The sequence below is a fragment of the Schaalia sp. genome, assembly GCF_050312375.1.
In the GTDB taxonomy this organism is placed as follows: Bacteria; Actinomycetota; Actinomycetes; order Actinomycetales; family Actinomycetaceae; genus Pauljensenia; species Pauljensenia hyovaginalis.
Map to the genome: position 1 here is coordinate 1 of NZ_JBNOYB010000050.1, position 26,987 is coordinate 26,987.

Genomic DNA, 26,987 nt, shown 5'->3' on the forward strand with positions numbered 1-26,987 from the left:
ATCACTTGAGGGTGACGGTGCCGCCGGCCTCTTCGATCTCAGCCTTGGCCTTCTCGGCGTCTTCCTTCTTGGCGTTCTCGAAGATGGTCGAGGGCGCGCCGTCGACGAGATCCTTGGCCTCCTTGAGGCCAAGACCCGTGAGGTTCTTGACAGCCTTGACGACGGCGATCTTCTTGTCACCGGCGGACTCGAGGACGACCTCGAACTCGTCCTTCTCCTCAGCGGCCTCGGCCTCAGCCGGAGCAGCGGCAACGGCCACAGCAGCCGGAGCGGCGGCGGTGACGTCGAAGGTCTCCTCGAAGAGCTTGACGAAGTCGGAGAGCTCGATGAGGGTCATTTCCTTGAACGCAGCGATGAGCTCGTCGTTGGAGAGCTTAGCCATGAGTGGCATCCTTCCTGATTGGCCTGCTTCGCGAGCAGAATATTGTTGAATTCCGCGCCGAACGGTCACGCGACCGAGAGCGCGGGGCCTGTCGCGTCAGGCCGCTTCGCCCTGCTTCTCGCGCAGAGCATCGATGGTGCGCACCGCCTTGGAGGGCAGAGCGTTGAATGCGTACGCCGCCTGCGAGATCTTCGCCTTGAGGGCGCCAGCGGCCTTGGCCAGCAGCACCTCGCGGGACTCCAGATCCGCAAGCTTCTTGACGGCCTCAGCGGACAGCGGAGCGCCGTCCATCGCACCCGACTTGAGCACGAGCTGAGGGTTCTCCTTGGCGAAATCACGCAGCGTCTTGGCGGCCTCGACGGGCTCGCCGGAGACGAAGGCGATGGCGGTCGGACCCTTGAGGTCTTCGGCGAGGAAGTCGAGACCGACTTCCCGGGCCGCCAGCCGCGCCAGCGTGTTCTTCACCACGGCGTAGTTCGCGTTCTCGCCCAGCCCGCGACGCAGCTGCTTGAGCTGGCCGACGGTCAGGCCGCGATATTCGGTGAGCAGGACGGCGTCGGACGCGCGGAAACGTTCCACGAGTTCGGCGACGGCGGCCACCTTGTCAGACCTCGCCATGGTCCTCCTTCCAGATAGTTGGCCATCGAACAATGAAAAAGCCCGGCACGCAGGATCGTGCCGGGCGCGAACGTCCGTACGTCACAGAAGTGACTCACTCACCTGCGTCGGCTGCTCTCGCACTTCTGCCCGGTCGCCCGAGCGTCCGACGGTCTTCGGCCCACCCAGGCTAGCAGCGAGGAGCAGGCCAGCGCGAGTCCGCACCGTGTGGGCTAGGGCACGGCACCGCGAAGCACCCGCTGCGCAGCTCCGGCCCTCACTCGAGTTCGAGCCCGAGCCCGCAGGCGGAGAGCAGCCCCTTGAGCTCAACGAGCCCAGCGGAATCCGGCGCATGCGCGGCGGGGATTCGCAGCGCAGCGATGTCGAAGTCCTCCGCGAAGAGGACGGCGACCGCCAGACGCGCGCGAATCGACGAAGTCGAGGGCTCTGCCGCATCGAGGAGGAAGGCGTTGCTCGCAACGGCGATGCCCCTGCTCGTGATGATCGCACCGTTGAAGAAGTCGGCGGGCAGCACGCAGAGGGAGGCCCCGCCGGGCCAGTGCTCAGGAGCGAAGCTCAGGGGCGCCGTGGTCGAACCGAGAGGGATCGCCTTCGGGTAGTACTCGACCGGTTGAGGCCGGACCCTCACCGGATGCGCCGCCATTTCGATGGCTTCAGCCGCAGCCGGGCTGAGCTTCTCCGGCAGGATGAAATCCCCGCTCGCCCATCGTCCGAAAGCGAGGAAGGCGGCGATCGCAAGGCGGTCGGGCGACAGGGTCTCGGGGACCGCATCGACGAGCAGCGCATCAACGGGCGGGAATGCGTCGTACTCCTCGCGCATGCAGTGCATGGCGAAGGGCGCGTACCGGTGCCTGTGGATCTCGATCTTCATCATTCGCCCCCATTCGATTCGCTCGCTCCACCCGAGGCGAAGAGCCGCGATGCCCCTGAAGTCAGCCACGGAACGGCGCCGCAACGCCACTCCTCATCGAGCTCGGCATCCGAGGCGAGGGCGCAGAGGCACTGCGTGTCACTGACGAGGAACACGGCCCTCGCCCGCGCCGCAACGAGCGCTTCGGACCAGCGCCGGTACTGCTCACCGTCGAGGCGGTAGACCTCGAAGCCGCGGACCCTCGTGAAGCGCCGCGTGAACTCGTCGAGGAGGAGATCGAGGTCATCGGACCCGCCAGGATCGTCGACGATCCTGGGCAGGGCGGCGGGTTCGCCCGCGATCGTGCCGGCTTCAAGACGGGCTCCGCCCTCCTGGGCGCGCAGGCCCGTCAGGACGGCCCCGATCTGCGCGCTCGCGCTGGTGAGCAGCATGATGTCCGACCATGTCGCTCCCCTCACTTCGACGATGCACTCGGCATCGGCCGCCCCCGGAACGTCGATGCGCACGAGCCGCACGGCTCCCTCGAACGCCTCCTCCCGGAGGCCCTCCTCCACGGCCTCGAGGAGCCTTGGACCTCCGGAGGCCCGAACCGTCCGACGCACGAGAGAGTCGGGAAGGTATGCGAGCAGTTCGTCCTCGTAGCCCTGCTTCTCGACGGGGACGTAGAAGGTGGCGGGCTTCGTGTCCTCGAGGTGGGCCCTGCCGCGTTCATCGATCATGCGCCGGTAGAAGCTCCAGGACCTGCGTGCGGCCCTCTCCTGCTCCTCGGCGCGCCCCGAGGTGATCTGCTGCTCATGCATGCGCCGCAGGAGGATCGGCCTGCCGATGTGGACGAAACGGGCACCGAGACGAACAAGGCGGGCGAAGAGATCGTGATCGATCCCCGCCTTGAGGGCCTCGTTGTACGGGACCGCCCGCATGAGCGATGTCCGGATCAACCATGTCCCGTGCGCCGCGACGGATCGGGAGTAGAAGAGCTGGTGCTGGGAGGGCTGCTGGCTGAACATCAGCCGATACGCCCCGCTCCGGTCATTGAAGTTGACGAAGGAGCCGACGGCTCCGTCGATCCCTTCGACGAGCGAGCCCAGCTGCCATTCGAGGCGCCTGGGGTGCATCAGGTCATCGTCGTCGAGGACGGCGATGAACTCGCCCCTGGCCTCACAGCTGATGCGGTTCCTCGCCGCGGCGACGCCCGAGTGCTCTTGACGGATGTAGCGGATCCTGGGATCGGCGAAAGAGGCGACGAGTTCGGCGGTGCCGTCCTCGGAGCCGTCATCGACGATGAGGAGTTCGAGGTCGCGCATCGTCTGCGCCAGGACGCTGGTGATCGCCTCGCCGAGGATATCGGCTCGATTGCGAGTCGCGATGGCGACTGTGACGGCGGGGGCGCATCCGGGGAGCGGATGCCGCCACTCCATGACGTTGCGCAGGGTCGTCGAGTCGGAGCGCACGACGGTGCGGTTGAAACGGACGACCGCACGGGATTCGGGATCGTCCTCGGCGATGGCCCGTGAGCTCGGATGCCACATGTGGTACATCCGCACGCGGGGGTCGTTGACCCAGACCGTGCGATACCCGGCTCTGCGCGCCCGCTGAGCGAAGTCGATGTCCTCCCCGCCCCAGGTGTGGAGGCGCTCATCGAAGCCGCGGACGGCGCGCAGGCCCTCGGCGCGGATTGCCATCATTCCTCCCATCCCCCACCGGGGCCGGAGCCTGGCGGCGGCTTCGAGCTCCTCCCACGAGGGGAAGGGGCCTTCGGCGATCGCTTCAGCGCTCATCGAGGGCGGAAGATCGCGGCATTGGAGGAAGTAGGCGCTGGAGCGGTCCTGCTGGGACATCTCGTAGATGCGGGCGAAGCTCGTCGGCGAGAACAGCATGTCGACGTCGGTCGAGATGAGCAGCTCTCCGCGGGCGCGGGCGAAGCCCGCGTTGAGCGCCCGTGACCTCGACCATTCGCCCGTGCATTCGGTGTAGACGTAGCCGAGCCCGAGTTCCTCGGCCATCGCGCGAACGGGGCCGGGGTCCGCCGAGCCGTAGTCGGAGATGATGATCTCCCCGCGGTAGTCGCCGAAGGAATCGGCGATGGAGCGGGCGGCGAGCGGGATCCTGTGGAGGCCCCAGTCGCGGAAACCGATGACGACGGACATGTGGACGGAGGCGGAGTCTTCGCGGACGAGAGTCATGAGAGGGCGTCTCCTTCCGATGCGGTGAGCCCGGGGAAGGAGGGATCGATCCCCGTATCCGTCCCGGCGGCGGGGGAATCATCGATCGCGGAGGCGTTGGGGAGGATCGAAAGCGCGCCCCACGGGCTCAGCCAGCGGAGGACGAGGGAATCGACGGCTTCGGAGGGATTCGGAGCATCCGCCTTCCACGCGATGAGATCGATGCGCAAGCGCCGAGGGCCTTTCGGCGCATCATCTCCGGCATACGCCTCCCCGACTCGGATCAGCGGGAATTCCTCGCTCCCCGACTCCTCACCCGCGCCCCGCGTGTAGCGGTAGTTCGTCCTCAGTCCCGGCGACCAGACGTAGGACTCGAGACCCGGGGCGCCCTCCCGGTCCTCGAGCCCCTCGAAGGAGACGGCGAGCACGTAATGACGCGCCTCACAGGGCCGCGAGAGTGAGAGGAGCGGGCTGATCTCCCGCGCGCTTGCGGGCACGTCGAAGACGAAGCTCATCCGCCGCTCGTGCGGCGCGGGGGCAGGTGTCGTGTCCATCCCAGCCATTGTCCTCCAAGCGACTGCATCCCTCACAGTTTATGCCGCACGACTCGCCATCTCGGCCTTCACCGCGCCCTTGCTCAGCGTTGAGCGGTCGACGTAGCATCGAAACGCCATGAGTCCCTTCATTCTTCCACTGACCCCGGTCACGAGCCGGGACTCACTGCGCCGGGCCGTGCGCGACGGCGGAGACGCTTCTCGCGCCCACGAAGAGGAATACGACTTCTCCACCGTCTTCTACGACGTCGCCTGGAACGAGGATGCCTCGCGGATCGACCTTCTCGGCCCTCCCCTCCTCGACTTCGCCGAGATGCTGCGCATCGGCCCGGAACGCTCCCCCCTCGCCGAGCTCATCACTCCCGGAGCCGCGGACGGGGAAGTCGCCGATGCCCAAGACTCGATCGCCTCCGCGTGGGCCTCCCCCAAGGCGCAGCGCCTGAGCCTGTCCCCCGAGCTCCTCAACGCCGAAGGCCTTCTCGAGCTCCGGATCGGCGCCGAGGAGTTCGCGGTGCGGCCGAGGCCCAGCATCGCCTCCGTTTTCGAGGGCGCGAACGCGGTCTACACATGGAATTGCGCCGGGGACACGGCTCGGATCGAGGACTGGGCGCGGTTCCAACGACGCTCCGTAGGCGCTGATGCTCTCGTCGTTTACGACGTCCGCACGGACGGCTACTCGCAAGAAGAACTGCTGGACGCCCTCGCAGCGGGATTCGGATCCTCCGAGACGTGCATCGTCGTCGATTGGGACTTCCCCTTCGGCCCGAGAAGCGCCCCCTGGGAGGACCTTTACACGCCCGCCGGCGTCCTCGAGCACGGGCGCTTCGAATTGTTCCCCTTGGCCGCGAGCGTCCTGCACGCCCGCACCGATGAGTACGTCCTCCGCTCGGGCCCGCCCCTCAACGAAGCGGCGGCCGACGATCCGATTCCGATCGCGATAGACGGATACGAGGTCGAAGAGGCCCTCCTCCCCTCCTCGAGGGGCGCGAGGGCGAGCGTCGCCCAGCCAGTGCGCGTCGTCGATTTCGGGTTCGCCGACCGCGGGAGCTCCCCTGCACCGCGCCCCCTCTACATTCCGAGCGCCCTGCCCCTCGGCGCTTACTTCACCGAGAACGCCCTCGAGGGGACTGCGCTCCGGCACGACCGCGCCTTGCGCTTCGCCCGTATTCGCGGGCTCGCCGAGGCCGGGGAGGGCCCTGCTTTCCGAGCCGAGCGGCGCGCACCTAAGGAGGCGCGCTGGATCGACCCGCTCCTCATCGACCGGCTCCGGGCCGCGTTCCCGGAAGACTACGACCAGGACGCCGTCCGGGGTCTGTGGGCGGATCAACTCGACGCCGCCCTCCCCCGATTCGACGCCCTGCAGTTCGCCCAGGGATATGTCACGCGCGCGCTCGGGCCGCTCGGCTGGGACAAGCAGTTCCTGTGGCGCAGACGCACGATCGTCCTCGAGACCTCGACGAGCACCCCGGATGGGTCCCGGCTCAAGGTGCAGTTCCAGATGCTCTCCGCGCCGGCCCCGAGGATCCGCCTGAGTCTGACCGCCACGAGCGCTCTCGGCGCACGGGCGGTGTCCCGGGCCCTGTCGGCTCCGGACGCCCCGCCCTGGGCGGTATCCTCCCCGGCTTCGGGTGCGCGCGAGTTCGTCCTTGCCGAGGAGCCCTGCTCGCCCGATTCCCTGCCCGAGATGCTCGACGGCATGTGCGAACGGGTGCGCGGCATCCGCGCGGCCCTGGACCGGAGGGCCCTGAGCGCCCAGCGCCCGGGAGCACCGAGGGCGGAGGGGGTGTTCCGCATCCTGCGCCCCAAGGCGGTCGAGTTCCCCCAGTCCTCCGGGCTGTTCAGGACGCCACCGGTTGAGCGTGAGGCGATCACGGCCGACTACCTCGCCAGGCACGACGGCCTCACCCTGTTCTCCGATGTCTTCATCGACGGAGGCGAACTCATCGCCATCGGCCCTCCGCGCCTCAATCTCCGGGAGGACGTCTCCTCCTACCGCCTCTCCGCGGATGGCCAGCCCCTCGGCATCCCCGAGAACGCCTGGCAGGAGCTCAACCGGGTCTCCCGTTTGCGCCTGCCGGTGGACGCTCCGCCCGACCGGCTCACCATCAGCGCCGACCGCGTGCAGTGGGAGATCCAGCCGGGTCGGGGATTCCGTGATCTTTTCGCCGGCAGGACGGCGGCCGTCACCCTCAACCGGGACAACACCCTGGAGGCCATGCACGACTGGCTGACCAATTTCGTCGTCAATCACGAGGTCACCGCTGCCATCGTCTACGACAATCGTTCGACCCTGTACGGGCTCGAGGACGTCCTCGATGTCCTCAAGTCCGTACCCGGGCTCGACATCGGCTTCGTCGTCGACTGGCCGCAGAAGTTCGGCATGACCGGGACGCCCTGGACCTCAGACTTCGGGCAGTACATCGCCTGGGAGCATGCGCGCTGGCGCTTCCTCGCGGCAGCGGCCAATGTCTATCAGAGCGACATCGACGAGATCCCGATGACCGAGGACTCGCGTCCGATCCGCGCTTACCTCGACGAAGCTCCCTCCGGGGTCGTGCGCTACGAGGTCTGCGACGCGCCGCCGGTCGTGCGAGCCGACGCCGATCCCGATCGGTCGATCCGCCGCTGCACGGACTACCTCCACCTCGACACCGTGCGCGGGCGCTTCTCCTCGAAGATCGCCTACCAGCCGCTCCGCATCCCTGAGGACGCCCAGGTGCTCAACCACTCGGTGTCCTTGACGCAGCAGGACATCGAACCGAGAATCCTCGCACGGCATATTCGGGGGACTCACCTCGGGTGGCGCCGGGGCAGCTCAGAATTCGATTTCCCGGAGCGGCCTTTCAACCCCTCGACCGAGATGCCTGACCCCTTCGCCGAGCAATGGTACCGAAGGACTTTCCCCGATCGTTTCACCGAGTGATTACTCAACTGCAACCGGGGTGAGCATTGCGGATCCCCTTGTTTCCGCGGGGCGTTTCAACGCCCGGTTCGGAGAATCGGCTCAAACTCGAGCAAAAATCAGGGAAAACCACGTCGCAATGATCTTCCCACGATCATAACGAGCGATCGCCGCAACCGCCCTCTCCTGCAAGTCATGGAATCTCTGTTCGTCCCGCGCGACACCGCCGATGAACTCCGCGATCCTGTCCGCAGAATCCTCGACGATCCACTCCTGTCCGAAGGTTCCAGCTGCTCCTGGGCGGTCCCAGATGACCGGCACCGCCCCACTGGCCATCCCCTCCGCCGGAGCGAGGTGGAAGCTCTCCTCCGTCGAGGGCGAAAGGACCCAACCGATTCCCCTCAGCCAGTTCGCCACATCGGGGGAGAAGTAATCGAGAACGATGTGATCGCGAATCTCCGGATCATTGAAGATCCGATGATAACAGTCTGAGAAGTACTCATGATATTCCGCATCCCTCCACAGCCAAGGATATTCCGAGGGATAGCGGCCTTTGATGTGGAGAGTGAATCGGCGATCTCGCCGCACGAGCGCCGCGATGAGATCAAGAGCCCGATCCAGCCTCTTAAGGATTGGCGTCACGCCGATAATCGCAAGGTGGAAGTGCGATCCAGGCGCCTTCGGACGATTGAGGTCGCAGCAATCGACCGTGTTCGGAATCAGGAACAGGCGATCGGCAATCTCGGGGAGCAAATCGCGCACCGTGTCGACAATGTGCTGAGAAACGCAGACCAAGCGGTCGACCTTCTCGAATTCGACGTCTTTCAGCCAGGGAGCGCCCAATTCAAAGCGATGCAGACGCACAATGAGGCGCTGTCGGGGCCGCTTGTGCTGGGAGTACCAGACGGCGTTCGGCCCGCACCATTCGCACACGATGACGTCCGCCCATTCGAGCAGGCGCCGACTCTCCGCCTCATCGTGGACCGCCAGGGCCGTCCACTTGTCGATCCTCAGGTCGATTCCTCGCGCGACGGAGAGCCCGTCGATGAGTTCTCCGCAGAACTTGAAGTCATGACCGGCGACGAGAACCCGCAGCGGCTCGCCAGAGTCGGCGTATTCATCGATGTCCTCCAGCAGCCCTCCAGCGAAGGTCTCGCGGAGTCGCGTACGAGCGGCTTCGATCGAGAACCGCGATGCGATCGCCGGCAGCCTCTTTCTCGCCTCGGCGATGAGAAGCGGATCCTCGAGCACTCGACGGATCACATCCTCGTAATCGCCGTCGTTCACGTACAGGGGGTAATCCTCGCCGAAAAGCTCAACATGCTGAAGGTTCTTGTTGATCACCGGGGGCACACCGACGGCGCAATACTCGAGAACCTTCGTCGAAAGCTCGTGGACGGAATCCATCTCCCCCGCGCGGAAGCTCAGAGCCAAGTCGCACCCGGCGATGACCCTCATCGAATCCAGCCGGGACAGGCCGCCGCACCAGTTGACCCCGGGCAGTTCGACAGCGGCGCGCATCCGCTCCGACCACCTCCGGTCCCCGGGGTCGTTCTGGAACTTATCTCCGACGAGGTCCAGATTCACCCTTCCCGCGAATGGTTCATGTCCGGGGAGCTCGCACATCTCCCGAGTCATCCACGACTTCGCGAATTTCCCCGCATAGCCGAGACGGAGCGGAGCTCCGGGCTCCGGGAAACGAGGCGCTTTCGCACCGACCTCGCCAGCAGCCCGAATGGCGTCCAATTCTTCTGAAGGAATCATCGGCGGAAGAAGCAGCGTCTTCCCCGCCGCAGAGGGGAATTGCGATTCGAGGAAGGCTCGCGCGTCTTCGGTCTGAGCGAACAATCGGAATGAGGCCGCGCAAATATGATCAATATCGGCGCGGGTCTTGTCATCGATTCCCGTGACGGAATGAGGCACGTCGGTCATATAAGCCCAGAGCAGCCCTTTCAGCCTGGTCGAGTTGGCGAGGTATGCGCAGACCCGCCTCCCTCGAGCAATGACTGCACGAGGTTGATGCTTGGCGACCAGACCGGCGATTCTCTGGGCGGACACTCGCGGCGTGAACTCCTGCTCCTCGCCGGAAGGTCCTGTGACATGAATATTCGCTATTCCCTCGATTTCCTCGAGGAGCCGCGAAGTGACAGGAGGGGCTTTGAGGAGGAGATGCACGTCCTCGAAGCAGGTACTCAGCACACGCGCCATTGAAACGAGCCAGATCGCGGAACCGTCAATGATGGATGTTGAGATTGACGTCTCCGTAGAGGACGCAGCTGCCCTTCAAGGGGGAAGTCCTCGCAGGCACTGAGATGGTCATTCCTGGGCGCCCCTTCCGATTGCGGCGAAAAGGGCGGGCTCAGGCGCGTCGGCTTCCCAGTTCACAGCACTCATGTCCTTGATCACCAGGGAAACAGCTTCCTCGATCATCCGTGAATTGACATCAATGATGGGAGGGGTTCCGAGGAGGAGCACCGTCTTCCCCTGGTTGCGGAGGCGTGAGATCCCGGAGAGCAGTTCCGCAAGGAGCTGAAAACCCATTGAGGACTCCAGTCCCCTCCAGGGGCCTGAAGAAAATGCTCTGCGATCGATGATCATCGCATGAGGGTCAATCTGATCAAGGGCGATGTGGACCATCGTCGGTCTCAGGAGAATCGGCTCGAAGCCCTCGCGCCGCAGGTTCTCTTCCAGCGTCGGGAATCTCGGATCTGCCACGAGAAACACGCAGCGGCTCGAACGGCCCTCGACTTTCAGAAGATCATTGAGCAGTGCCGCTCGTGAGCGCGATTCGGGGGACAGAGCGGCGGCTCGACCGATGAATGTCTTCGGCCTGCGCGAATCGGCCTTCTCCGGGTTGTGCTGCGCCCGCGATTCGCCGCTCACGCTGAATGACGCCCCCTCGGTGCCGAGGCGTTCCGTCAGGCTGTTGATTTGGCGGCGCAGGTCTTTCGTCTCGTTCCTCAGCGATCGCCCTTCATACTGAGCATCGCGCAGGTGCCGTCGGCACGTCGAAAGGGCCCAACGAAGGCGGCGGATTGAGATCAGGCAAAAAACGATCCCCGCGGACAGGAGGAGGTTGAAAATGATGAGCCCGCCTGTTCTTGAATAGAAAGAGGCGACTATCGCCAGCCCGAGACCGGAGAGGAGCAGGAGTCCGACGAGCATCGTCCTAGCCGATGTTTTCCCTTTCAACTGCTCCACAAGACCTCTCACTCATCTGCCGCGCGAGCGGAACGGGCGGCTGCGGGGCAATCGTTCCGCAGTTTCCACTCCCCGCAGCCCTACTCCTTCTCATGCAACTCGCATGAGCCTCAGTAGCCGGTTCCGGCAGGATCCGTGTTCGCACCCGGGTCTGGATCGGACGGAACGACGGGCTCCGGATCCGGTGTCGTCCCGGATTCGTCGCCGGAGTCAGGATAGGTCGGTGTCGGTTCAGGTGCCGGCGTTTCCGGAGTCGAGTCCGCGTACTCGGAGGGGTCCGGAGTCGGCGCGGGCGAATTCGTCGAAGAAGAAGCCGTGTCCGACGAGGGCGTCCAGCCGATCGAAGCGCCTCCAGCCCCGGTGTTCCCATAGCCGCCTCCGTTGGAAGCCGGCAGATACGGACTGGGAGCCAGGCCCCCTGCTCCTCCATCCGTCGCCAAAGTATGATCGCCGTTAAGCCCCTCATCCGTAGCGGACTGAGCGGACTCGGGATCCTTGTTCGACGACGACTGTGCGCGATCTGTGCGAGCAACCCGGGATCTTTCCGCCGCCGACTGGGCGGCGTCGGACGGTGCGGCCACCTGACGATCAGGTGATCGGTGGTCATCCGCGCCGGTCGGCAAGCCTCCGACGAAGGCCACAGCAGCGAGTGCGAGGGCGCCGACCAGCCCCACTTCGATGACAAGGGGGCCGAAGGCGCGCTTGACCTTGCGCCCTCTCCTCCTGAACGATGGCGCTTCGGAACCCACTGCCGTAACTCCTGCCTGACGTCCACACTTGCTCTCTAAAGGGTATCGAGTCAGATTCTCAACTCAAGAGGCGAGCAGTATCGATTCGGCCACAACGCGACCTCAGATGATCAAGGCAGTCGGGGTTTTGTCGGCCAGACAGGAATCCTCGGGATTCCCGGTTCGTAGCCGGCCTCGGCTTCGGCGCCTTTCAGAACGGAGCCCACTTCATGCGGTCCGTACATCGCCTTGTCTCGGCCGCGCGAAGAGGCGAAGGCCCCGAAGTCGCGCGAATAGCTTTCAAGGACTGCGCCCCGATCCACGACGTATGCGCGCTCTTCACCCTTCAAGAGGTACAGCCTTGCCCGAGCAGCACCCGTCAAGTGGGACCATGGCGAGTAGAGGATCTGATCCCTGTCGATATGCGCGAGCACCCTGGTGAGGAGCTCGATGTGTTCGGGCCAGATCGCTTCGAGCTCCGCCCCGAGTTCCGTCCCGTCGACGTGCTGGAAATACCATCCGAGGTCGTAAAGGACCGTTTGCTGGGCCCATTCGGCGTCCGCCGAGCGCTCCAGATAGGGCAGGTACCTGTCCGTGAACTGAGCCAGATAGCGGCCGGGTTTCGTCCAGGCGCTCTGGACGGTCGAGTCACCGGCCGAGCGCTTTTCATAGATGTACTCGGCGTCGGGCACGACCACCATGCGGGTGTCTATTGCTCTGAGTTCGCCGATGAGCATCGCGTCTTCAAAAGTCGCAGCTTCGCGGTCCTCCGGGAAGGGCTCACTGCCGAGTGCCTCAATCGCTTCGCGATGAATGAGGCAGCAGTTGGTCGCGAGCTGGATGCAGCGGGGATCCGTTTCGGCATCGAGCGTCTGGATCCCCTTGGCGAATCGGAAGTCAAGCGGATGGGGGAAGAGCTCGCCGTTCTTCCGAATCCGCATTCGCGAGACGAGTAACGGGCTCCGCAGGTCCCGAGCCGCCATCATTTCTGAAACGTACTCCGGGTTGATGGTGTCATCAGGATCTGGGAAGCCGATCCACTCCCCCGTTGACTCGATGAATCCGCGGTTACGCGCGGCCCCCTGGCCAGCATTCGCTTGCTCGATGACAGTCACGGAGATATCGGTGCGCTCGGCCCACTCGCGGCAGATCCTGGGTGAAGCATCCTTCACCCCATCACAGATGAGGATGACCTCGAGATCCTCATGCGGATAGTCCTGTGCATCGAGTGAATCGAAGAATGCCGGCAAGTACTCCTCGACACCGAAAACAGCGGCCACAAGGCTCACGCGGGGGTGGCCGATCATTCGCGGTCGCCGTTCCTCCGCCGCCACGTCGAAGCCGAGGTCGAGCAGGCGTGCGACGAGGCGTTCCCTGGCACGATCGTCGGGGATCGTGAAATCTGAAGCTGCTTCTATTCGGCCTGCGCTTATGCCATCAACGAGGTCGAGAACATCGTCCGCACTCAGCGCCTCACATGCGCCGGCAGAAACATGATTCGCCCGATAATGATCCGTGTCGGGAGCGCCACTCGGATCCCATACGATGCCCGCACCGCCGAGGAGCATCGCGTCATCGAGGAGTGAGGATCGATCCGAGACCGTTGCGATCGCCTGAGACAGCTGATCCGGAACATCGCGGCCCGTTGTCGCTTCGATGCCGAGGCCGACCATCCATTGGGGGGCGAGCAAGGCGATCTTCGGATGGACAAATAGCACCGGATGGAAACCGCGCGATTCGAGTCGCTCAGCGAGGTTGAGCCAAGGTGCATACGCCGAGTGAAGCGCCGCGTAGTCCTCAGGATCGGCCTCGAGACGATGCGCCAGCGAAACCCGCCATGTCGGCGCGAGAACGATCCGGTCTCTTTCTCTTCCCAGGAGAGGGTGAAGCAAGTCGTGGCGGGGAAATCCGGTGAGCAAGACCTGTGGTTCCGTCAGCGCGTACGACGAATGATCAGCAGCGATGAAGTCGCGTTCGGCTTCCGTTGCAGTCACCAGGTAGTCGATTCGTTTGCCATTCATCCACCGCCACATGTCCCGCATGGTGACGCCGTGCTGAAGGAAGACGACTGTCTGATCTCGCCGTGTGCGATTGCCAGTAAGACGCGGGTGGGCAATTGGATCGCCGATGTCGGCGAGGAGGAGCACATCGGCCTGCGCCCAGGAATCGTCAAATTGCTCGCCGTTGATGTCGACGAGGTCGAAGCCGTCGCCTTCCAGGCGATTCCAGTCTCCGCTGGTACGTTCGAGGGCGAAGACATGGCGCACCCCGGGCACGTTGCGCGAGGCGTAACGGTAGAGGGGTTCGGCGTTGTCGCCTGCGGAATCGTGGCGGTCCATGTAGAGCCAAACGAGCTTCCGAGCGGTTTCACTCGGCTGAGCGCCGACGATGCCCTGTGCCTGCGCCCGCTTCGCAGATGCCCCCCTCTTGACGGGAGCGAGTCTGTTGATCAGTTTTCGGCTACGCCATGAAACCGCCCGGCCAAAGCGCAAGAGCAGCGACGGGGACGGGCGCAGTACGGGCCCTCGACGCTTGGGGGGAGCAACGTTGCTCGCTATGCCCTCCAGTACCAGCTCGACCTCGCCACGCGGCAACCACACGATCGTTTCTTGAACGAAAACGTCATCGAAGAACCTGTGGTCAATCGTCTTCACCGATGCGGGTTGAACGCTCTCGCCGTCGACGAGCCAGCGACCCGCGGCGCGAGTCCCATCGGCATGGAACACATTCACTCTTCGCGCCGGACAGGACGGGATATCCGCCATCAGTGCCGGCTTGGGCATCCGCCCGCCTGCGAGCGCGAGGAAAGCGGCCAAGCGATTGGGCGCAACGGGAGTCGCTTCGTAACTCTCGATCATCGCCGGTGGAAGGGCGCCGACGACTTCGCGCAGGCGCTGAGCCACCCAAGCGCGTTCTTGGCCAGTCAGCTTCGAAGCCCCATACACGTGCCCACGGTCAGCCTCGGTCACTTCCAAGAGACGATAGATGATGAGCCGACCGAGCCAAGGATTCTTCTCGATGTCGAGCTCAAGCAGGCGCGGAATCTCGTAATCGAGAATCTGCTTGAAGATCTCGATACTGCTCCAACGCGCGAAGTGCGCATCGTTGTCGACCCGTTGAACGATGGGAGTTCCGCCGAGCTGAACCCGCGAGTCGTGACGGCAAATCATCTGCGCGGCCCAGACAACGCCGTCGTGGTCTTCAGGCTCCCGAGAAGCAGACGCAGCTTCCTCACCGTCCACACTGACGCCCACGGAACCGCAGACGAGCGCCCAAGGCTCGGAGTTGAGGTCGAGCGCTCTTGCTTCTCGGGCCCGACGAGCAAGCAGGGGGTGATCATCATGGACGCCTCCGTCATGCTCGCGCAGAAGCGGAGCTACCGTTACCGAAGCCTTTAATCCCATCTCAAGCTCCCCAGTCCGAGCGATCCGCATCTACTGCGCTCCCCTCTTCAACCTCTTCGAGCTCCGAATTAGCTGTCGCATCCTATTCTCGAGAAGGCCGTGAGGCGCTTCAAGACTTCTACAGGGATCAATGCTCCTCTGCGCGTCCCCTCCTGCGATCCCACTGAGAACGAGCACCCGACAACCACGGCTCGCACATTCCGGATGCCGACAGGGTCTGATGTAGGGATTGGTGACACCTCATGTGAGCGCACCTACCACAGGCACCGCAGACAAGACCACCTGGGACGCCAGGCTCCATCGAATGCGAAACCATCAGGAACCAGACGCCAACCACCGCCTACCCTGCCATGCCCCCAGCCCCCACACAGACCACACATCCAGCGGGCTAGTCGTTCAGGCGGCGAATGATGCGCTCGACCAGCCACGAGGTGTTCTCCTCTATGACGCTACAGTCGAAGTCGAGTGCGATCCGGCCTCGTGACCTGGCTCGTTGAACTTCTGCGACGAGCTCGCCGAGGTTCGTCGAAATGGGATAGCGATCATTCGGCGGCCATTCTCGGTAGAACCCCCGCTCTACGTCGCGGTACCACTCGAGATCTGGCACGTGGAGGATGATCGGGCGCCCCGTGAGTTCAAAGTCGTAGACAATCGACGAATAGTCCGTAATGAGAATGTCCGCTGTCGACATGAGGTCCTCCACGTGGGGGTAGCCGCTGACATCGATTGCTCCGTCGAAGCTCATCGACGCCACCGACATGTGGTGACTCCGCACCATTACGGTGACATTGGCTCGTCGAGCAAGCTCACCTGGATCAACGAGCGAGTCCGCGGAGGTGCTTCCCGATTGATCAGAATCCCTCCAAGTCGGTGCATACAGGACGACGAAGGCATCAGGGGCGATGCACAGCCCCTTGCGGATCTCCTCCGGACGGGCGCGCCCCATACGAGCATTCCGTGGAAGCTCCCCAACCCGGATTTCACCCCCGTACCCCGTTGACGACCGCATGTCGTGCGCCGCCTGCTCACTTTGGGCGAGAAGCAAGTCCCACTGGGGCACTTGGCGCTCCATCAGCCTCCGATAGTTCAACGGGATGAACTGCCTCGGAGCATCTCGAAGAAGACGCTTGATCGGAGTCCCGTGCCACGTTTGAATCCAGTACTGCCCCGGTTGCTTCGCGAACCACGGCGGAAGGTGATTGTTCGACACGATGACCCGGGCTCCGCGCATGACTTCGTACCACTGCGCAGTACCGACCACGATCGGGATCGCACCATCGGGAACGGCTACTCTGCCATCACCAACCGAGAACCACAGCGGCACGTCGCAACCCGCTTCGTGGAGGGCGCGGCACAGCTCTCCAGGGCTATCACCGGTGTTCTTGCCCCAGAAGGAATCGAAGAAGACGCCGCGTGTCACAGGCGGCGAGGGATTGGAAGCCAACTGATGCTGCCCGTACCGCGACCATTCACGGGACGAGACAGGCGCAGAGAGCACAACACCGATCTGATCCCCCTGCCGTCGCGCAACCTCAACCGCCAGGCGATTCCCGACGCACCGAACCGGATGGTGAGCGAAACCTGCCGCTGATCGACACCACCCCGTCGGCATATCCCCTCCAGAGAGGCTCCACCGAAGGAAGTAGCCGCCTCGCGGCAGAGACGTTGACAGATCAAAACGAGCGAGCCATCTCCTCCCGACAAGCTCCACCGGGAGCCGATGGGACACCGAGGAAGAGGCCAACCACAGATCGAAGGAGCCTTGCTCACCTGCATCGCCCTCGAAGAGGGCAACATCATCTGCAAGAGAAAAGGCATCAACAGAAGGTTCCGCATGAGTTCGCCCGGATCGAGGAATGACGATCTCGCGGGAAAGCTCAGTGCCATTCACACTGACCAAAACCATGAGGCGCTCCGGTACGGGATCTGAGCCTTCGAGGAGCACGCCTCCCTCCTCGTAAGTGCGCCACGGATCACCCGCCTGCATGTCCACTCCGACTGTTCGCGTCCGAACCCAGGAAAGGGCTTCACCGGCTCTACCCTCCCCCGGGACTCTCACAATTGGATCAGGAAGATCCGAAGGAGCGATTCCCGGAACTCGAGTGCTCAGCGTGATGCGCCACGAGTCCTTCACTTGCTCGACATCCCAAAGCTCGACGTGCAAAGAAAGATCCACCGGCGAAAGTTGCTTCGCCCAAACCGGTGGCGATATGCGGGCGAGGACGGGCGAAGCGATCTCAAAGCCGCCTTGAGGTTGCCGTCGGAGTGGAACAGAACCTGAGTCCAGACGGCGAGAGATGATGACTTCTCGGGCATCTGAGCTGCGATCTTGGGCTATGCACCACGCAAGCAGACGATCCCAAAAGGGAATCCCCAACCAGTCGAGTTCTGCAAAGGTCTCAGATAGCGCACGCACGAGTGTTCGCACTGAGTGCGCGACCGCCTCGGAGCACTCACCGTATTGCGCAATCCACGGCGAAAGATCATGCTTCAGCATGCCTCGCTGCGCACTCTTCTGAATCGCTGACGATGATGACGCCAGCATCGACATGCGATGCGCGATCGAGAACGAGAGCTCGAGAATGTCGTCGGCCCCGTGCTCGAGCGCTAAGCGGGGCGAAGAGGGCGGGCTGTCAGAGCGGTCAGTCAAACGATCCTGCACACGGATAATCCGCTCCGCCGCAAGCACGAGTTCCAAGCACCGCTCAGCTTCCCAATAAGCATCACGGAGCGTGAGGAGTTTGGGGGTCCATTCTCGCTTCTTCCACAAGATCTGCGGAAGAGAAACCTCGTTGATGAAGTCAGGATTCTCATCGATTCGAAATGGCCGAGTTGCCGCATTCGATTCCGGGGAGACGATGAGCAAATCGGGCCGATCGGATTCGATTCGCTCCCATATTCGTTCAAGCACGCCCCCAGCGAGCTTCGCCGGAGGCTCCAAGAAGAACTGATAACGTCCTGTCGCGACTTTCAACGCTTCAACACGGGAGGCTGCACGCCGGAATTCTCCGTGTTCAGCATGTACGACAAGGCGAATCCTCGGATCCCTGCGCCGGAGGAATTCTAGTCGTTCATTGACTTCTGCTGCGCCCTCTCGATGGACGACAACGACCTCGAGGCTCCGGATGCCCTGGTTGAGTGCCGAACGAATGCTCCGCTCCACGGCGCCCGCCAGCTCCGTCCCTTCCAAAGTAATGAGAACTGAGAATCGGGGCCTGAGCACCTGTTGCCACGCAGTGCGGAGGAGCCGTTTCACAGTTGTCATTGCCACCTGCTCACATTACGTGTTCGTGAAGGCGTCACGCACGTACTCGGATCAGGATGACAAGAAAGCGGCGGGATGATGAAGAGTCCCATCATCCCGCCGCCTACTCGAGCAGCTCAGGCAGCATCCTCAGAGGCGAGGTTCTTCGTCTTGGTGACGTCGAGCGGGATGCCCGGGCCCATCGTCGTGGACACGGTGCCCTTCGAGATGTAGCGGCCCTTGGCGGACGCCGGCTTGAGACGGAGGACCTCATCGAGGACCGCCGCGTAGTTCTCGGCGAGCTGAACGGCCGAGAAAGAGGACTTGCCGACGATGAAGGCGAGATTCGCGTGCTTGTCGACGCGGAACTCGATACGACCGCCCTTGATCTCCTTGATCGCCTTCGCGACGTCCATGGTGACCGTGCCGGTCTTCGGGTTCGGCATGAGGCCGCGGGGGCCGAGCACGCGGCCCAGACGGCCGACCTTGCCCATGAGATCCGGCGTCGCAACGGCGACATCGAAGTCGGTGTAGCCCTTGGCGACCTTCTCGATGAGCTCGTCGCCGCCGACCTCGTCGGCTCCGGCGTCGATCGCCTCCTGCGCGCGCTCGCCAACGGCGAAGACCAAGACCCGGGAGGTCTTGCCGGTGCCGTGCGGCAGGGAGACGGTGCCGCGCACCATCTGATCGGCCTTACGAGGATCGACACCGAGTCGGAGGACGACCTCGACGGTCGAATCGAACTTGGTGACGGTGGTCTCCTTGGCCAGCTTCATGGCCTCGAGAGGGGTGTAGAGAACGTCCGCGTGCACCTTCTCGGCCGCGGCACGGTAGCTCTTGGAGCGCTTCGTCATGCTGCTTCTTCTCCTTGCAGTCGTGGGTTCCGGGCAGCGCCTGCCCTACCACAGGGGTTTTCGGGGGTCAGTCGGTGACCGTGATGCCCATGGAGCGGGCGGTGCCGGCGATGATCTTGGCGGCGGCCTCGACATCGTTCGCGTTGAGGTCGACCATCTTGGCCTGGCCGATCTCGCGGGCCTGATCCATCGAGATGGAGCCGACCTTCGCGGTGTTCGGGGTGCCGGAGCCCTTCTGGACGCCGGCGGCCTTCTTGATCATCTCCGAGGCCGGGGGGGTCTTGAGGACGAAAGTGAAGGAACGATCCTCGTAGACGGTGATCTCGACGGGGACGATCGAGCCGCGCTGCGACTCGGTCGCGGCGTTGTACGCCTTGGTGAACTCGACGATGTTCACGCCGTGCTGGCCCAGCGCGGGGCCGACCGGCGGAGCGGGAGTAGCGGCGCCGGCTGCGATCTGAAGCTTGATCAGGCCGGTGACCTTCTTCTTCGGTGCCATGTTTCGGGTCTTTCTTGTCACGTGCCCGGGGCGGCGGCTGCCGTCCCGGCGGCGCACGGTCTCACTGGCCCGAGGGCGCAGTGAACCCAGTACGCACGAATGCTGATCCTATCGCCCACCCGGACCCGTTCCCAAGTCCGGGTGCGCGACTTCACTCCTCGCGCTTGGCGACCTGATCGAAGGAGAGCTCGAGAGGAGTCTCCCGCTCGAAGATCGTGACGAGGACCTTGAGCTTCTCGGTCTCGGGCGAGATCTCCGAGATCGTCGCCTCCATGGCCTCGAAAGGCCCATCGGTGACGGTGACGATCTCGCCGACCTCGAAGGCGAGGCGGATCTGCTCCTTGACGACCTGCACGGGCTGGGCCGCGGGCCCCGCCTCTTCGAGGACGTTGAACTTCAGGAGGTCGACGACCTCATCGATGCTCAAGGGAACGGGGTTGCGCTGATCTCCGACGAAACCCGTCACCGCAGGGGTGTCCTTGACGACGCGGTACGAGTCGTCATCGAAATCCATGCAGACGACGACGTAGCCGGGAATGCGCACGTGGCGAACGCGCTTCTTCGCGGAGCCCTTGAACTCGGTGATGTACTCGTCCGGGACCTCGACGCGGAAGATCTTGTCCTCCATGTTCTGACTGGCGATGCGCTGCTCGAGGTTCGCCTTCACCTTGCGCTCGTGGCCCGAGTAGGTGTGCAGCACGTACCAGTCGCCCGGGATCGTCATGATCTCGAAGCGGAAGCGTTCGAGCGGATCGGCCTGTGCGGGATCCGACTCGGCGCGCGCTTCGGCCTCGTCCCCCTCGATGGCCTCTTCGACCGCTGCTTCCGACTGCTCGACGGCCGCCTCTTCGAGTCCTTCTCGAGCGGCTGCGGCCTCATCGTCGAATTCGACGTTCGCCATGTCCTCGTTCACGCATTCCTCCTGGCGCCGGCGCACCGGCGTGGTCGGGGCCGACGCGGTAGAAGAAACCCGCCTGCAGTCTCTGCGGGCGGGTCCGTTCGGCGTCAGCCGAAGATCAATGCATTCAGTTTACCGAATCCGAGGTCGAGAAGTCCCGTGAAAGCCATGATTGCCGCCACAAAAACGACGACGACGACGAAGTAGGTCCATGTCTCCTCGCCGGTCGGATACACGACCTTCTTCATCTCGGCGATGACCTGGGTGATGAAGATCCAGATCCGCTTGAAGACGTTCGGCCTCTTCTCATCCGGCGCGGCCTCACCACGAGCACGCGTCGCACCGGTCTTCGTGCGATCCTTCGGCGCCATGGCGCCGTCGGCGATCGAGTCGGCCATGATGCCCCCTTCGTTTCGACTCTGGCAGGGCAGGCGGGACTCGAACCCACAACCGCCGGTTTTGGAGACCGGTGCGCTACCAATTGCGCCACTGCCCTACTGCGAGCCTTGCAACTCGCGGGGATGAGTCTATGGAAAAACTCCGGACGTGTCCAACCAGGCGTATTTTCGGGCTCAATGGGCGACGTGGATCGGAAACGCCTTCCGCGTACCGCCTTCGAGCAGTTCGAAGGATTGCGGAGCGTACTTCTCCTTCGCCTCTGCGAGCAGGCGATCGGCCTCCTCCGTCTTGCCTTCAGCGATGCGCCACGCCCACAAACGGTACGCCCGGGCCGTCTCCCAGGCCGGTCCGTCGGCGATGAGGCGCCCTTCGTGCATCCAGACGGCCCTCGTGCACATCTCCTCAACGGTCTGCGCAGCATGAGAGACGAGGAACACCGTCCCGGCAGCGCGGCGGATCTCGGCGAGAACATCTTCGGAACGTTTCTTGAATGACGCATCGCCGGTTCCCAGCGCTTCGTCGATGAGGAGAATGTCCGGCTGCGACGCGGCGTTGATCGCGAAGCGCAGTCGCGCCCCCATGCCCGAGGAGTAGGTCTTCATCGGCCGATAGATCGAATCACCGATGCCTGCGAGCTCCACGATCGCCGGAGTGGCGGCTTTCGTCTCCTCGAGCGTGAGGCCCATCGCGAGGCACCCGAGCCGAATATTGCGGATTCCCGTGAGATCAGGCACGAGCGCCGCTCCCACTCCGAGCAAGGTCGGCTGAGAGCGCGCGAGCACCCGGCCCGCCATCGGAGGCTCCACGCCCGCGATCATTCTCAGGAGGGTGGACTTGCCCGAACCGTTGAGGCCGAGAATGCCGACTGATTCGCCGCTGCGAACGACGAGCGAGACATCGTTCACCGCATGAACATCGACTTTGATCGGCCAACGGAACAGACGGTTCATCGCCCTCGCTACGGCGGACGCCCCCTTCCGCGCCGCCTTGTCCGTCGTCTCGGTTCGGTAGACCTGATGAACGTGATCGACAACCACGGAGGGCTCGCCGAGGGAGACCTCGATGCCCCTCTTCGGCTCGTCGTTCTGATCAAGATTCCCGGCCATACGACTCCTCATGAGACCAGAACACGACAAGGCCGAGCACGAGCATACCGCCCGCCCAGATGGACATGTAGAGCCATTCCTCCACCGTCGGCGGCGTGCCGTAAACCAGCACATTCCGGGCGAGAGCGATCGCCTGGTAGCCCGGATTAGCGACCATGAGCGCATGGACACGGGCATGCTCCGCGAAAGAATCGATGGAGAAGAAGACCCCGGAGCCGTAGAACCAGAAGCGGGTGAAAAGAGGCCAGATGAACTTCAAGTCCGGGATGCGAGCCGTAAGGCTTGCGACGACGAGCGCCGTGCCGACGCTGAATATCCACGTTATCGCTATGACCGGAATGATGAGGATCCACGTCCACACCGGCATCACCCTCGGGGGGACCACGACGATGAATGCGATCGAAGCGATGAGAACCGGAATGAAATCCAGAAGCGTCCGAATCGCCCATGAGAACACGAGCGATGCCCTCGGGAAGGAGAAAGCGCGGATGAGATTCTTGCCGCCGGACAGGATCCCGCTTCCGGAGGCAAGTCCGGATTGGACGAGACCGAAGACGTTGAGACCGACGACGAGGTACGCGAGGAAGTTCTCGACTCCCCGTCCAGTCTTCAACAGGAGTCCGAAGATCACGAAATAAACGAAAGCGTCGAGGAAGGGCCTGAGGACGAGCCAGACCTTGCCGAGGATGGTACCGCGCGAGGTCGCGAATGCTTTCGCTCTCGCGTCAGCGGCTATGAAGAGCCTCCGGTTCCACAGCTGGCCGATGTACTGGACAAGGGTCGGACGAGCCGAAACCTCGGCCAGGCGCCAGGTAGCGACCGCACCGGAACCCCCGCTCGGAACCTCGACGAGGGTCGTCGCGAGCCATTCACCGACCTCGGCCCCTCGATTCTGCCGACTGCTCATTTCGCCTCCCCCGGGACGAAGTCGGCATCTCTCACACCGACGAGCGTGAGGTCGGCGATCGCATTCACGCAGCGGCGGGCCGCGGAGCCGTCGCCGAAGGGATTCGAGCTCATTCGAGCGGCGGAGGTCTCATCCATGACATCGAGCGCTTCCGAGAGAGCCGCATACACCGCGTCCTCGCCGGTCCCGACGATTGTCCCCCACCCGGACTCCACGGCCTCCGGGCGCTCCGTCGATTCGCGCAGGATGAGAACCGGGGTCCTGAGGCTCGGGGCCTCCTCCTGAACGCCTCCCGAATCCGACACAACCACCGCAGACCCTTCGACGAGACGAAGGAAATCGACGTAGTCGAGCGGCGGGAGGATCGAGACGTTCGAAGCGCCGCCAAGGAGTTTCTCCAAGGTGTTGCGAACGATCGGGTTCGCGTGGAGCGGGAGGACGAAATGGACTTCAGGACGTTCATCCGCGACACGGCGGATCGCGCGCCCGATACGACGCAGCGGACGCCCCCAGTTCTCCCGACGATGCGAAGTCACGGTCACGAGCGTCATTCCGGATTCCACCAGCTGCTCGGCGACAGGATTCGCCCATGGCCCAGCGCCGTCGATCATCATTTCAAGCGCGTCGACAACGGTGTTCCCCGTGACGGCGATCCATGCCGGATCAACGCCTTCGGCAATGAGATTCTCTCGGGAGCGGGCGGTCGGAGCAAGGTGGAGCCTCGCGATCTGCGACACGAGCCTGCGGTTCCCCTCCTCGGGGAAGGGACTGTCGAGCCCGCCCGACCGCAGGCCCGCCTCGAGGTGAACGACGGGAATCTGCCTGTTGAAGGCGGCGATGGCCGCCATGAGGACGGAAGTGGTATCCCCCTGGACAAGGAGGGCATCCGGAGTCAACTCCGCAAGGATCCCGTCAATGCGCGAGACGATCTTGGCGGCCAAATGATTGAGCGACTGACCCGCTTCGAACACGGACAGATCGATATCCGGTTCAATGCCGAATAGTTCGTCGACCTCGTCGAGCATCTGCTGATGCTGCCCCGTGATGACGGTCATCACATTGAAGCGCGAATCCTCCTCAAGCGCACGAATCACCGGAGCGACTTTGATCCCCTCGGGCCGGGTGCCGTACACGACCATGATGAGGGGCGTTTCTCGGAATTGGAAGCTCATCGCGCCGCCCCGCTCCGCCACAGGCCCTTCGTGTCGACGACGGGGATCCCATTGAGGGATTCGGCTGCGATCGCGCGGAACTCCTTGTGGTCGACGAGCAGGACGAGCACATCCGCTCCATCGCGCGCCGAATCGAAGTCGACCAGCGAGACATTGCTTCGCCCGCTCAAGGCGTCCGGGAGGTTCGAGATGTTCGGCTCGACCGCGAGCACGCGAGCGACCTTGTCGGAGTCGGAGAGAAGCTGCGCGATCGTGACTGAGGGTGATTCGCGCAGATCGTCGATATCAGGTTTGAAGGCGAGACCGAGCACTCCGACCGTCGCCTCGGAAACTCCGAGAACGTCGATGAGATCCTCAACGCGGTTGACGACTGCGAAGGGCTTCGAATCGTTGACCTCCCTCGCGGTTCTGATGAGGCGGGCCCTTTCAGGATCCGAAGAGACGATGAACCAGGGATCGACGGCGATGCAGTGACCGCCGACCCCGGGGCCCGGCTGGAGGATCGACACTCTCGGGTGCCGATTCGCCAAAGAGATGACCTCCCACACATCGAGTCCGAGATCCTCGCAAATGAGCGAGAGCTCGTTCGCGAAGGCGATGTTGACATCGCGGAAGGAATTCTCAGTGAGCTTCACGAGCTCGGCCGTTGCGGCATCCGTCACGGACACCGTCCCCTCGCAGAAGGACTCGTAGACCTCTCGGGCCCGACGTCCAGCCTCCACGGTGAGTCCGCCGACGATGCGATCGTTCTTGACGAGTTCGACCATGATCCGACCGGGAAGGACGCGTTCAGGCGCATGGGCGAACAGCAGCCCGCGGTCGGCGGCATCCGGTCCGCTCGCGAGATCCGGTCGAGCCTCGAGGATCGCCTTCGCCATGACTTCCGTCGTTCCGGGAGGGGCCGTCGATTCGAGGACGATGAGCTCCCCGCCTTCAAGAACCGGCGCGATCGAGGCTGCTGCTGACAGAATGAAGCGCGTATCGACCTCATGATCGGGCCCGAACGGCGTCGGGACCGCGATGATGAACACCTCCGCCCCCTCAGGGGCTGAAGCCGCCCGGAAATCGCCGGAGTCAATGACTTCCCTGAGGGCGGATTCGAGTCCCTCCTCGGCGAAGGGAAGCCTGCCCTCGTTGATCGTCTCGACGACCGCCGTCGACACGTCGACGCCACGAACACTCCACCCGGCCCTCGCAAACGCGACCGCCGTCGGGAGGCCGATGTATCCGAGTCCGACGACGCTGAGTCGGCCGCGGTCTCGGAGGCCGCGCGGTTCAGAAGAGAACATGATCGAATGCCTTCCCATAGGCGATGACACGAGATGTTGAAAGGATGTCAGAGTCGGAGATCGTCCACGTGTGCCGTCCCGAGGTCGAACGGACTTGGACGAATCCGAATCGGTCGCTGGAGAAGACTCTAGCGCCGCCCTCCTGAGCATTGTGGAGGAAAGCGCTGTCCTCGCCCGTGGTCCTCGACTCGAACGAATTCCGCCGGAATACCTCAGTCAGCCCCACGATGGTCGGCCCGGCTACGAAGTGCGACCACTCGAGCTCCGCATCGGGGAAGCGCAGGCACAGCGCATCACGACCGGCGAGGTACATGTAGTGCGCGTGCTTCCCGACGATTTCGGCATTCGAATACGAGAGCGCGGCGATCTGATCGAAGAGGTAGTGGGGGCCGTAGAGGTCGTCATCGTCGATCTTCGCGATCACGTCCCCGTCGGCGCGAGCAACGAGATTGTTGTAGCAATCGCCGAGCGTCCATCCGGGGTCCCCTTCGACCCAGTCGACGTCGAGCCCGAGCGCCGACGCTCTCGATCTATGCGCGGCGGAGGGCGTGAAGCCATGCGTCAGGAGGAGCACTTGAAGCTGAACGCCGCGCTGATGAGCCATCTGTTCAAGCACATGATCAACTTGTTGAGGACGATTCGTCGAGATCATGGCAGTGGCGACCATGTTCTTCTTCACGGCCTCCCGCAAACCGATGGTCTCGAGGACCGTGTCGATCCGATGACCGTAGGTGTGAGCGGCCCAAATCCTCCGTTGGGCGAGGTGAACCATGCGATCTCGCAGCTCGGGTGACGAATCAAGGGCCCGAAACCACCGAGCGGCATCGAGCCGATCGGACACCTGAACGATCTCATCCTCGGCGAAGTAACTCGACACCGCGTCGGATCGGACTCCGACCACCGGCGTTCCACACGCAGCGACCTCGAAGACCCGACGCGCGCACATCGACGGACTGCCCACAACCGAGTTGACGTTGATGACCGCGTTGTATGAACGGTTCGCCGTGAGCATCTGCGGGTACGTGAGCTCACCCCTGACATGCGAGGCGAACGGCTCCGGAAAACGGTAGGCCTCTGAAACATCACGGAAACGCGAGTAGATGTCGAGCGGACGCGCGAGCCTCGCCTCGGCGTCGATCGCGCCGCCGAGCAGGATCTCCATTTGCTCACGCCGCTCAGGAAACTTGTCTCTGAAGTACGTTCCGGCGAAGGCGAGCGAACGTCGTCGGTCAGCGGAGTCGAGTGCGCGAATCGGATTATGAATCGCGGGTTGAGCGGCGAAGGGGAGAACACCGACACGGCTATGGGCGAGCTTCTCCTTGTAGGCTTCGACCTTGTCGACATCGGTCGTGAACACCCAGTCGAAGATCGCCGAGGCCGCGAGGAAATCCTCGAAATGGACAGGGTCCTCCTTGTTCCAGAAGACGGTCGGGACCCCGGCATCTCGACATGCGCTGACGAGTTCCCTCAACGTCGAAGAAGGAGAATTCGGCCCGGTGAAGTGCCCCTTCCAACGATCGTCGTTACCGTGCCAAGCGGATTCGGCGAAAAGCAGATCGATCGGATCGGCCTGGAGCTGCTCACGCCACGTTTTCGGATCGAGGAGGACCTGCTCCCATTCGTAATCGAGCGCGGTAGCGGTGAATTCATCTGCGATGACGCCGACCCGCAGACCACGACGCGCGCGCCATGCGGCGGGCTCAGGAAGCGGCCACGGTTCGAAGCTGCACTCGTGGCGGGCGCTTCGACGAGTCCTCCGGGCGGGCCTCCTCGGCAATCCTGAGGCGCTCCTCCTGC

The 26,987-nt window shown here is 63.6% G+C and carries 19 protein-coding genes and 1 tRNA gene; 1 reads left to right on the forward strand and 19 read right to left on the reverse strand.

Going from position 1 to position 26,987, the window contains the following annotated elements:
- Position 1: 1 nt before the first annotated feature.
- From rplL to ACQY7V_RS03945, 5 genes are all read right to left on the reverse strand, one after another.
- The gene (rplL, locus tag ACQY7V_RS03925) at positions 2-382 is read right to left on the reverse strand and encodes a 50S ribosomal protein L7/L12 (protein WP_154475143.1); all 381 of its coding nucleotides are present in this window, start codon (positions 380-382) and stop codon (positions 2-4) included.
- Between the two features lie 96 nt (positions 383-478).
- The gene (gene rplJ, locus ACQY7V_RS03930) at positions 479-1,000 is read right to left on the reverse strand and encodes a 50S ribosomal protein L10 (RefSeq protein WP_154475144.1); all 522 of its coding nucleotides are present in this window, start codon (positions 998-1,000) and stop codon (positions 479-481) included.
- Positions 1,001-1,256: 256 nt separating this feature from the next.
- Complete coding sequence (locus tag ACQY7V_RS03935) at positions 1,257-1,874, reverse strand: hypothetical protein (RefSeq protein WP_303778112.1); 618 nt, start codon at positions 1,872-1,874, stop codon at positions 1,257-1,259.
- Positions 1,871-4,054 (reverse strand): glycosyltransferase, encoded by a 2,184-nt coding sequence (locus ACQY7V_RS03940; protein WP_303778111.1) that lies wholly within the window; start codon positions 4,052-4,054, stop codon positions 1,871-1,873. The genes ACQY7V_RS03935 and ACQY7V_RS03940 overlap by 4 nt, the downstream gene beginning before the upstream one ends.
- Complete coding sequence (locus tag ACQY7V_RS03945) at positions 4,051-4,587, reverse strand: hypothetical protein (protein ID WP_303775199.1); 537 nt, start codon at positions 4,585-4,587, stop codon at positions 4,051-4,053. The genes ACQY7V_RS03940 and ACQY7V_RS03945 overlap by 4 nt, the downstream gene beginning before the upstream one ends.
- Positions 4,588-4,705: 118 nt before the next feature.
- On the opposite strand from ACQY7V_RS03945, the gene ACQY7V_RS03950 reads away from it, so the two are divergent.
- Positions 4,706-7,510, forward strand: a complete 2,805-nt coding sequence (locus tag ACQY7V_RS03950; RefSeq protein WP_428639001.1) for a hypothetical protein — start codon at positions 4,706-4,708, stop codon at positions 7,508-7,510.
- An 81-nt stretch (positions 7,511-7,591) separates the two neighbouring features.
- Here the strand turns inward: ACQY7V_RS03950 and ACQY7V_RS03955 are convergent, their stop codons facing one another.
- The 14 genes from ACQY7V_RS03955 to ACQY7V_RS04020 all read right to left on the reverse strand — a co-directional run bounded on the left by ACQY7V_RS03955 (position 7,592) and on the right by ACQY7V_RS04020 (position 26,967).
- On the reverse strand, positions 7,592-9,688 hold the full coding sequence (locus tag ACQY7V_RS03955) for a glycosyltransferase (RefSeq protein WP_428639003.1): 2,097 nt from the start codon (positions 9,686-9,688) through the stop codon (positions 7,592-7,594).
- A 117-nt stretch (positions 9,689-9,805) separates the two neighbouring features.
- Positions 9,806-10,372: a hypothetical protein gene (locus ACQY7V_RS03960; protein WP_428639005.1), complete on the reverse strand. Its 567-nt coding sequence runs from the start codon at positions 10,370-10,372 to the stop codon at positions 9,806-9,808.
- A 1,177-nt stretch (positions 10,373-11,549) separates the two neighbouring features.
- Positions 11,550-14,672: a glycosyltransferase gene (locus ACQY7V_RS03965; protein ID WP_320835812.1), complete on the reverse strand. Its 3,123-nt coding sequence runs from the start codon at positions 14,670-14,672 to the stop codon at positions 11,550-11,552.
- A gap of 538 nt (positions 14,673-15,210) precedes the next feature.
- Positions 15,211-18,087 (reverse strand): bifunctional glycosyltransferase/CDP-glycerol:glycerophosphate glycerophosphotransferase, encoded by a 2,877-nt coding sequence (locus ACQY7V_RS03970; RefSeq protein ID WP_303778109.1) that lies wholly within the window; start codon positions 18,085-18,087, stop codon positions 15,211-15,213.
- Between the two features lie 116 nt (positions 18,088-18,203).
- Positions 18,204-18,920, reverse strand: a complete 717-nt coding sequence (gene rplA / locus ACQY7V_RS03975; RefSeq protein ID WP_154475152.1) for a 50S ribosomal protein L1 — start codon at positions 18,918-18,920, stop codon at positions 18,204-18,206.
- Between the two features lie 67 nt (positions 18,921-18,987).
- Positions 18,988-19,419 (reverse strand): 50S ribosomal protein L11, encoded by a 432-nt coding sequence (rplK, locus tag ACQY7V_RS03980; RefSeq protein ID WP_154475153.1) that lies wholly within the window; start codon positions 19,417-19,419, stop codon positions 18,988-18,990.
- Positions 19,420-19,570: 151 nt separating this feature from the next.
- Positions 19,571-20,320, reverse strand: coding sequence for a transcription termination/antitermination protein NusG (gene nusG, locus ACQY7V_RS03985; protein ID WP_407826310.1), 750 nt, complete (start codon positions 20,318-20,320; stop codon positions 19,571-19,573).
- Positions 20,321-20,424: 104 nt separating this feature from the next.
- Positions 20,425-20,715 carry a preprotein translocase subunit SecE gene (secE, locus tag ACQY7V_RS03990; RefSeq protein ID WP_303775152.1) on the reverse strand — a complete coding sequence of 97 codons (291 nt, stop codon included), beginning with the start codon at positions 20,713-20,715 and terminating at the stop codon, positions 20,425-20,427.
- Positions 20,716-20,737: 22 nt separating this feature from the next.
- Positions 20,738-20,813: transfer RNA gene (locus tag ACQY7V_RS03995), tRNA-Trp, on the reverse strand.
- Between the two features lie 76 nt (positions 20,814-20,889).
- Entirely contained in the window at positions 20,890-21,822 is a 933-nt protein-coding gene (locus tag ACQY7V_RS04000; protein ID WP_303775150.1) for an ABC transporter ATP-binding protein, read from the reverse strand.
- Complete coding sequence (locus tag ACQY7V_RS04005; RefSeq protein ID WP_303775149.1) at positions 21,806-22,729, reverse strand: ABC transporter permease; 924 nt, start codon at positions 22,727-22,729, stop codon at positions 21,806-21,808. The genes ACQY7V_RS04000 and ACQY7V_RS04005 overlap by 17 nt, the downstream gene beginning before the upstream one ends.
- A complete protein-coding gene (gene wecB / locus ACQY7V_RS04010) occupies positions 22,726-23,901 on the reverse strand; it encodes a non-hydrolyzing UDP-N-acetylglucosamine 2-epimerase (RefSeq protein ID WP_303775148.1) in 1,176 nt (391 codons plus the stop codon). The genes ACQY7V_RS04005 and wecB overlap by 4 nt, the downstream gene beginning before the upstream one ends.
- Positions 23,898-25,190 (reverse strand): UDP-N-acetyl-D-mannosamine dehydrogenase, encoded by a 1,293-nt coding sequence (gene wecC, locus ACQY7V_RS04015; RefSeq protein ID WP_303775146.1) that lies wholly within the window; start codon positions 25,188-25,190, stop codon positions 23,898-23,900. The genes wecB and wecC overlap by 4 nt, the downstream gene beginning before the upstream one ends.
- Positions 25,177-26,967, reverse strand: coding sequence for a glycosyltransferase (locus ACQY7V_RS04020; protein WP_303778108.1), 1,791 nt, complete (start codon positions 26,965-26,967; stop codon positions 25,177-25,179). The genes wecC and ACQY7V_RS04020 overlap by 14 nt, the downstream gene beginning before the upstream one ends.
- Positions 26,968-26,987: the final 20 nt, after the last annotated feature.

Bases quoted from the DNA above. Each gene is read 5' to 3' on its own strand.
- rplL (WP_154475143.1), bottom strand. From the start codon at position 382: ATGGCTAAGCTCTCCAACGACGAGCTCATCGCTGCGTTCAAGGAAATG.
- rplJ (WP_154475144.1), bottom strand. From the start codon at position 1,000: ATGGCGAGGTCTGACAAGGTGGCCGCCGTCGCCGAACTCGTGGAACGT.
- ACQY7V_RS03935 (WP_303778112.1), bottom strand. From the start codon at position 1,874: ATGATGAAGATCGAGATCCACAGGCACCGGTACGCGCCCTTCGCCATG.
- ACQY7V_RS03940 (WP_303778111.1), bottom strand. From the start codon at position 4,054: ATGACTCTCGTCCGCGAAGACTCCGCCTCCGTCCACATGTCCGTCGTC.
- ACQY7V_RS03945 (WP_303775199.1), bottom strand. From the start codon at position 4,587: ATGGACACGACACCTGCCCCCGCGCCGCACGAGCGGCGGATGAGCTTC.
- ACQY7V_RS03950 (WP_428639001.1), top strand. From the start codon at position 4,706: ATGAGTCCCTTCATTCTTCCACTGACCCCGGTCACGAGCCGGGACTCA.
- ACQY7V_RS03970 (WP_303778109.1), bottom strand. From the start codon at position 18,087: ATGACAACTGTGAAACGGCTCCTCCGCACTGCGTGGCAACAGGTGCTC.
- rplA (WP_154475152.1), bottom strand. From the start codon at position 18,920: ATGACGAAGCGCTCCAAGAGCTACCGTGCCGCGGCCGAGAAGGTGCAC.
- rplK (WP_154475153.1), bottom strand. From the start codon at position 19,419: ATGGCACCGAAGAAGAAGGTCACCGGCCTGATCAAGCTTCAGATCGCA.
- nusG (WP_407826310.1), bottom strand. From the start codon at position 20,320: ATGGCGAACGTCGAATTCGACGATGAGGCCGCAGCCGCTCGAGAAGGA.
- secE (WP_303775152.1), bottom strand. From the start codon at position 20,715: ATGGCCGACTCGATCGCCGACGGCGCCATGGCGCCGAAGGATCGCACG.
- ACQY7V_RS04000 (WP_303775150.1), bottom strand. From the start codon at position 21,822: ATGGCCGGGAATCTTGATCAGAACGACGAGCCGAAGAGGGGCATCGAG.
- ACQY7V_RS04005 (WP_303775149.1), bottom strand. From the start codon at position 22,729: ATGAGCAGTCGGCAGAATCGAGGGGCCGAGGTCGGTGAATGGCTCGCG.
- wecB (WP_303775148.1), bottom strand. From the start codon at position 23,901: ATGAGCTTCCAATTCCGAGAAACGCCCCTCATCATGGTCGTGTACGGC.
- wecC (WP_303775146.1), bottom strand. From the start codon at position 25,190: ATGTTCTCTTCTGAACCGCGCGGCCTCCGAGACCGCGGCCGACTCAGC.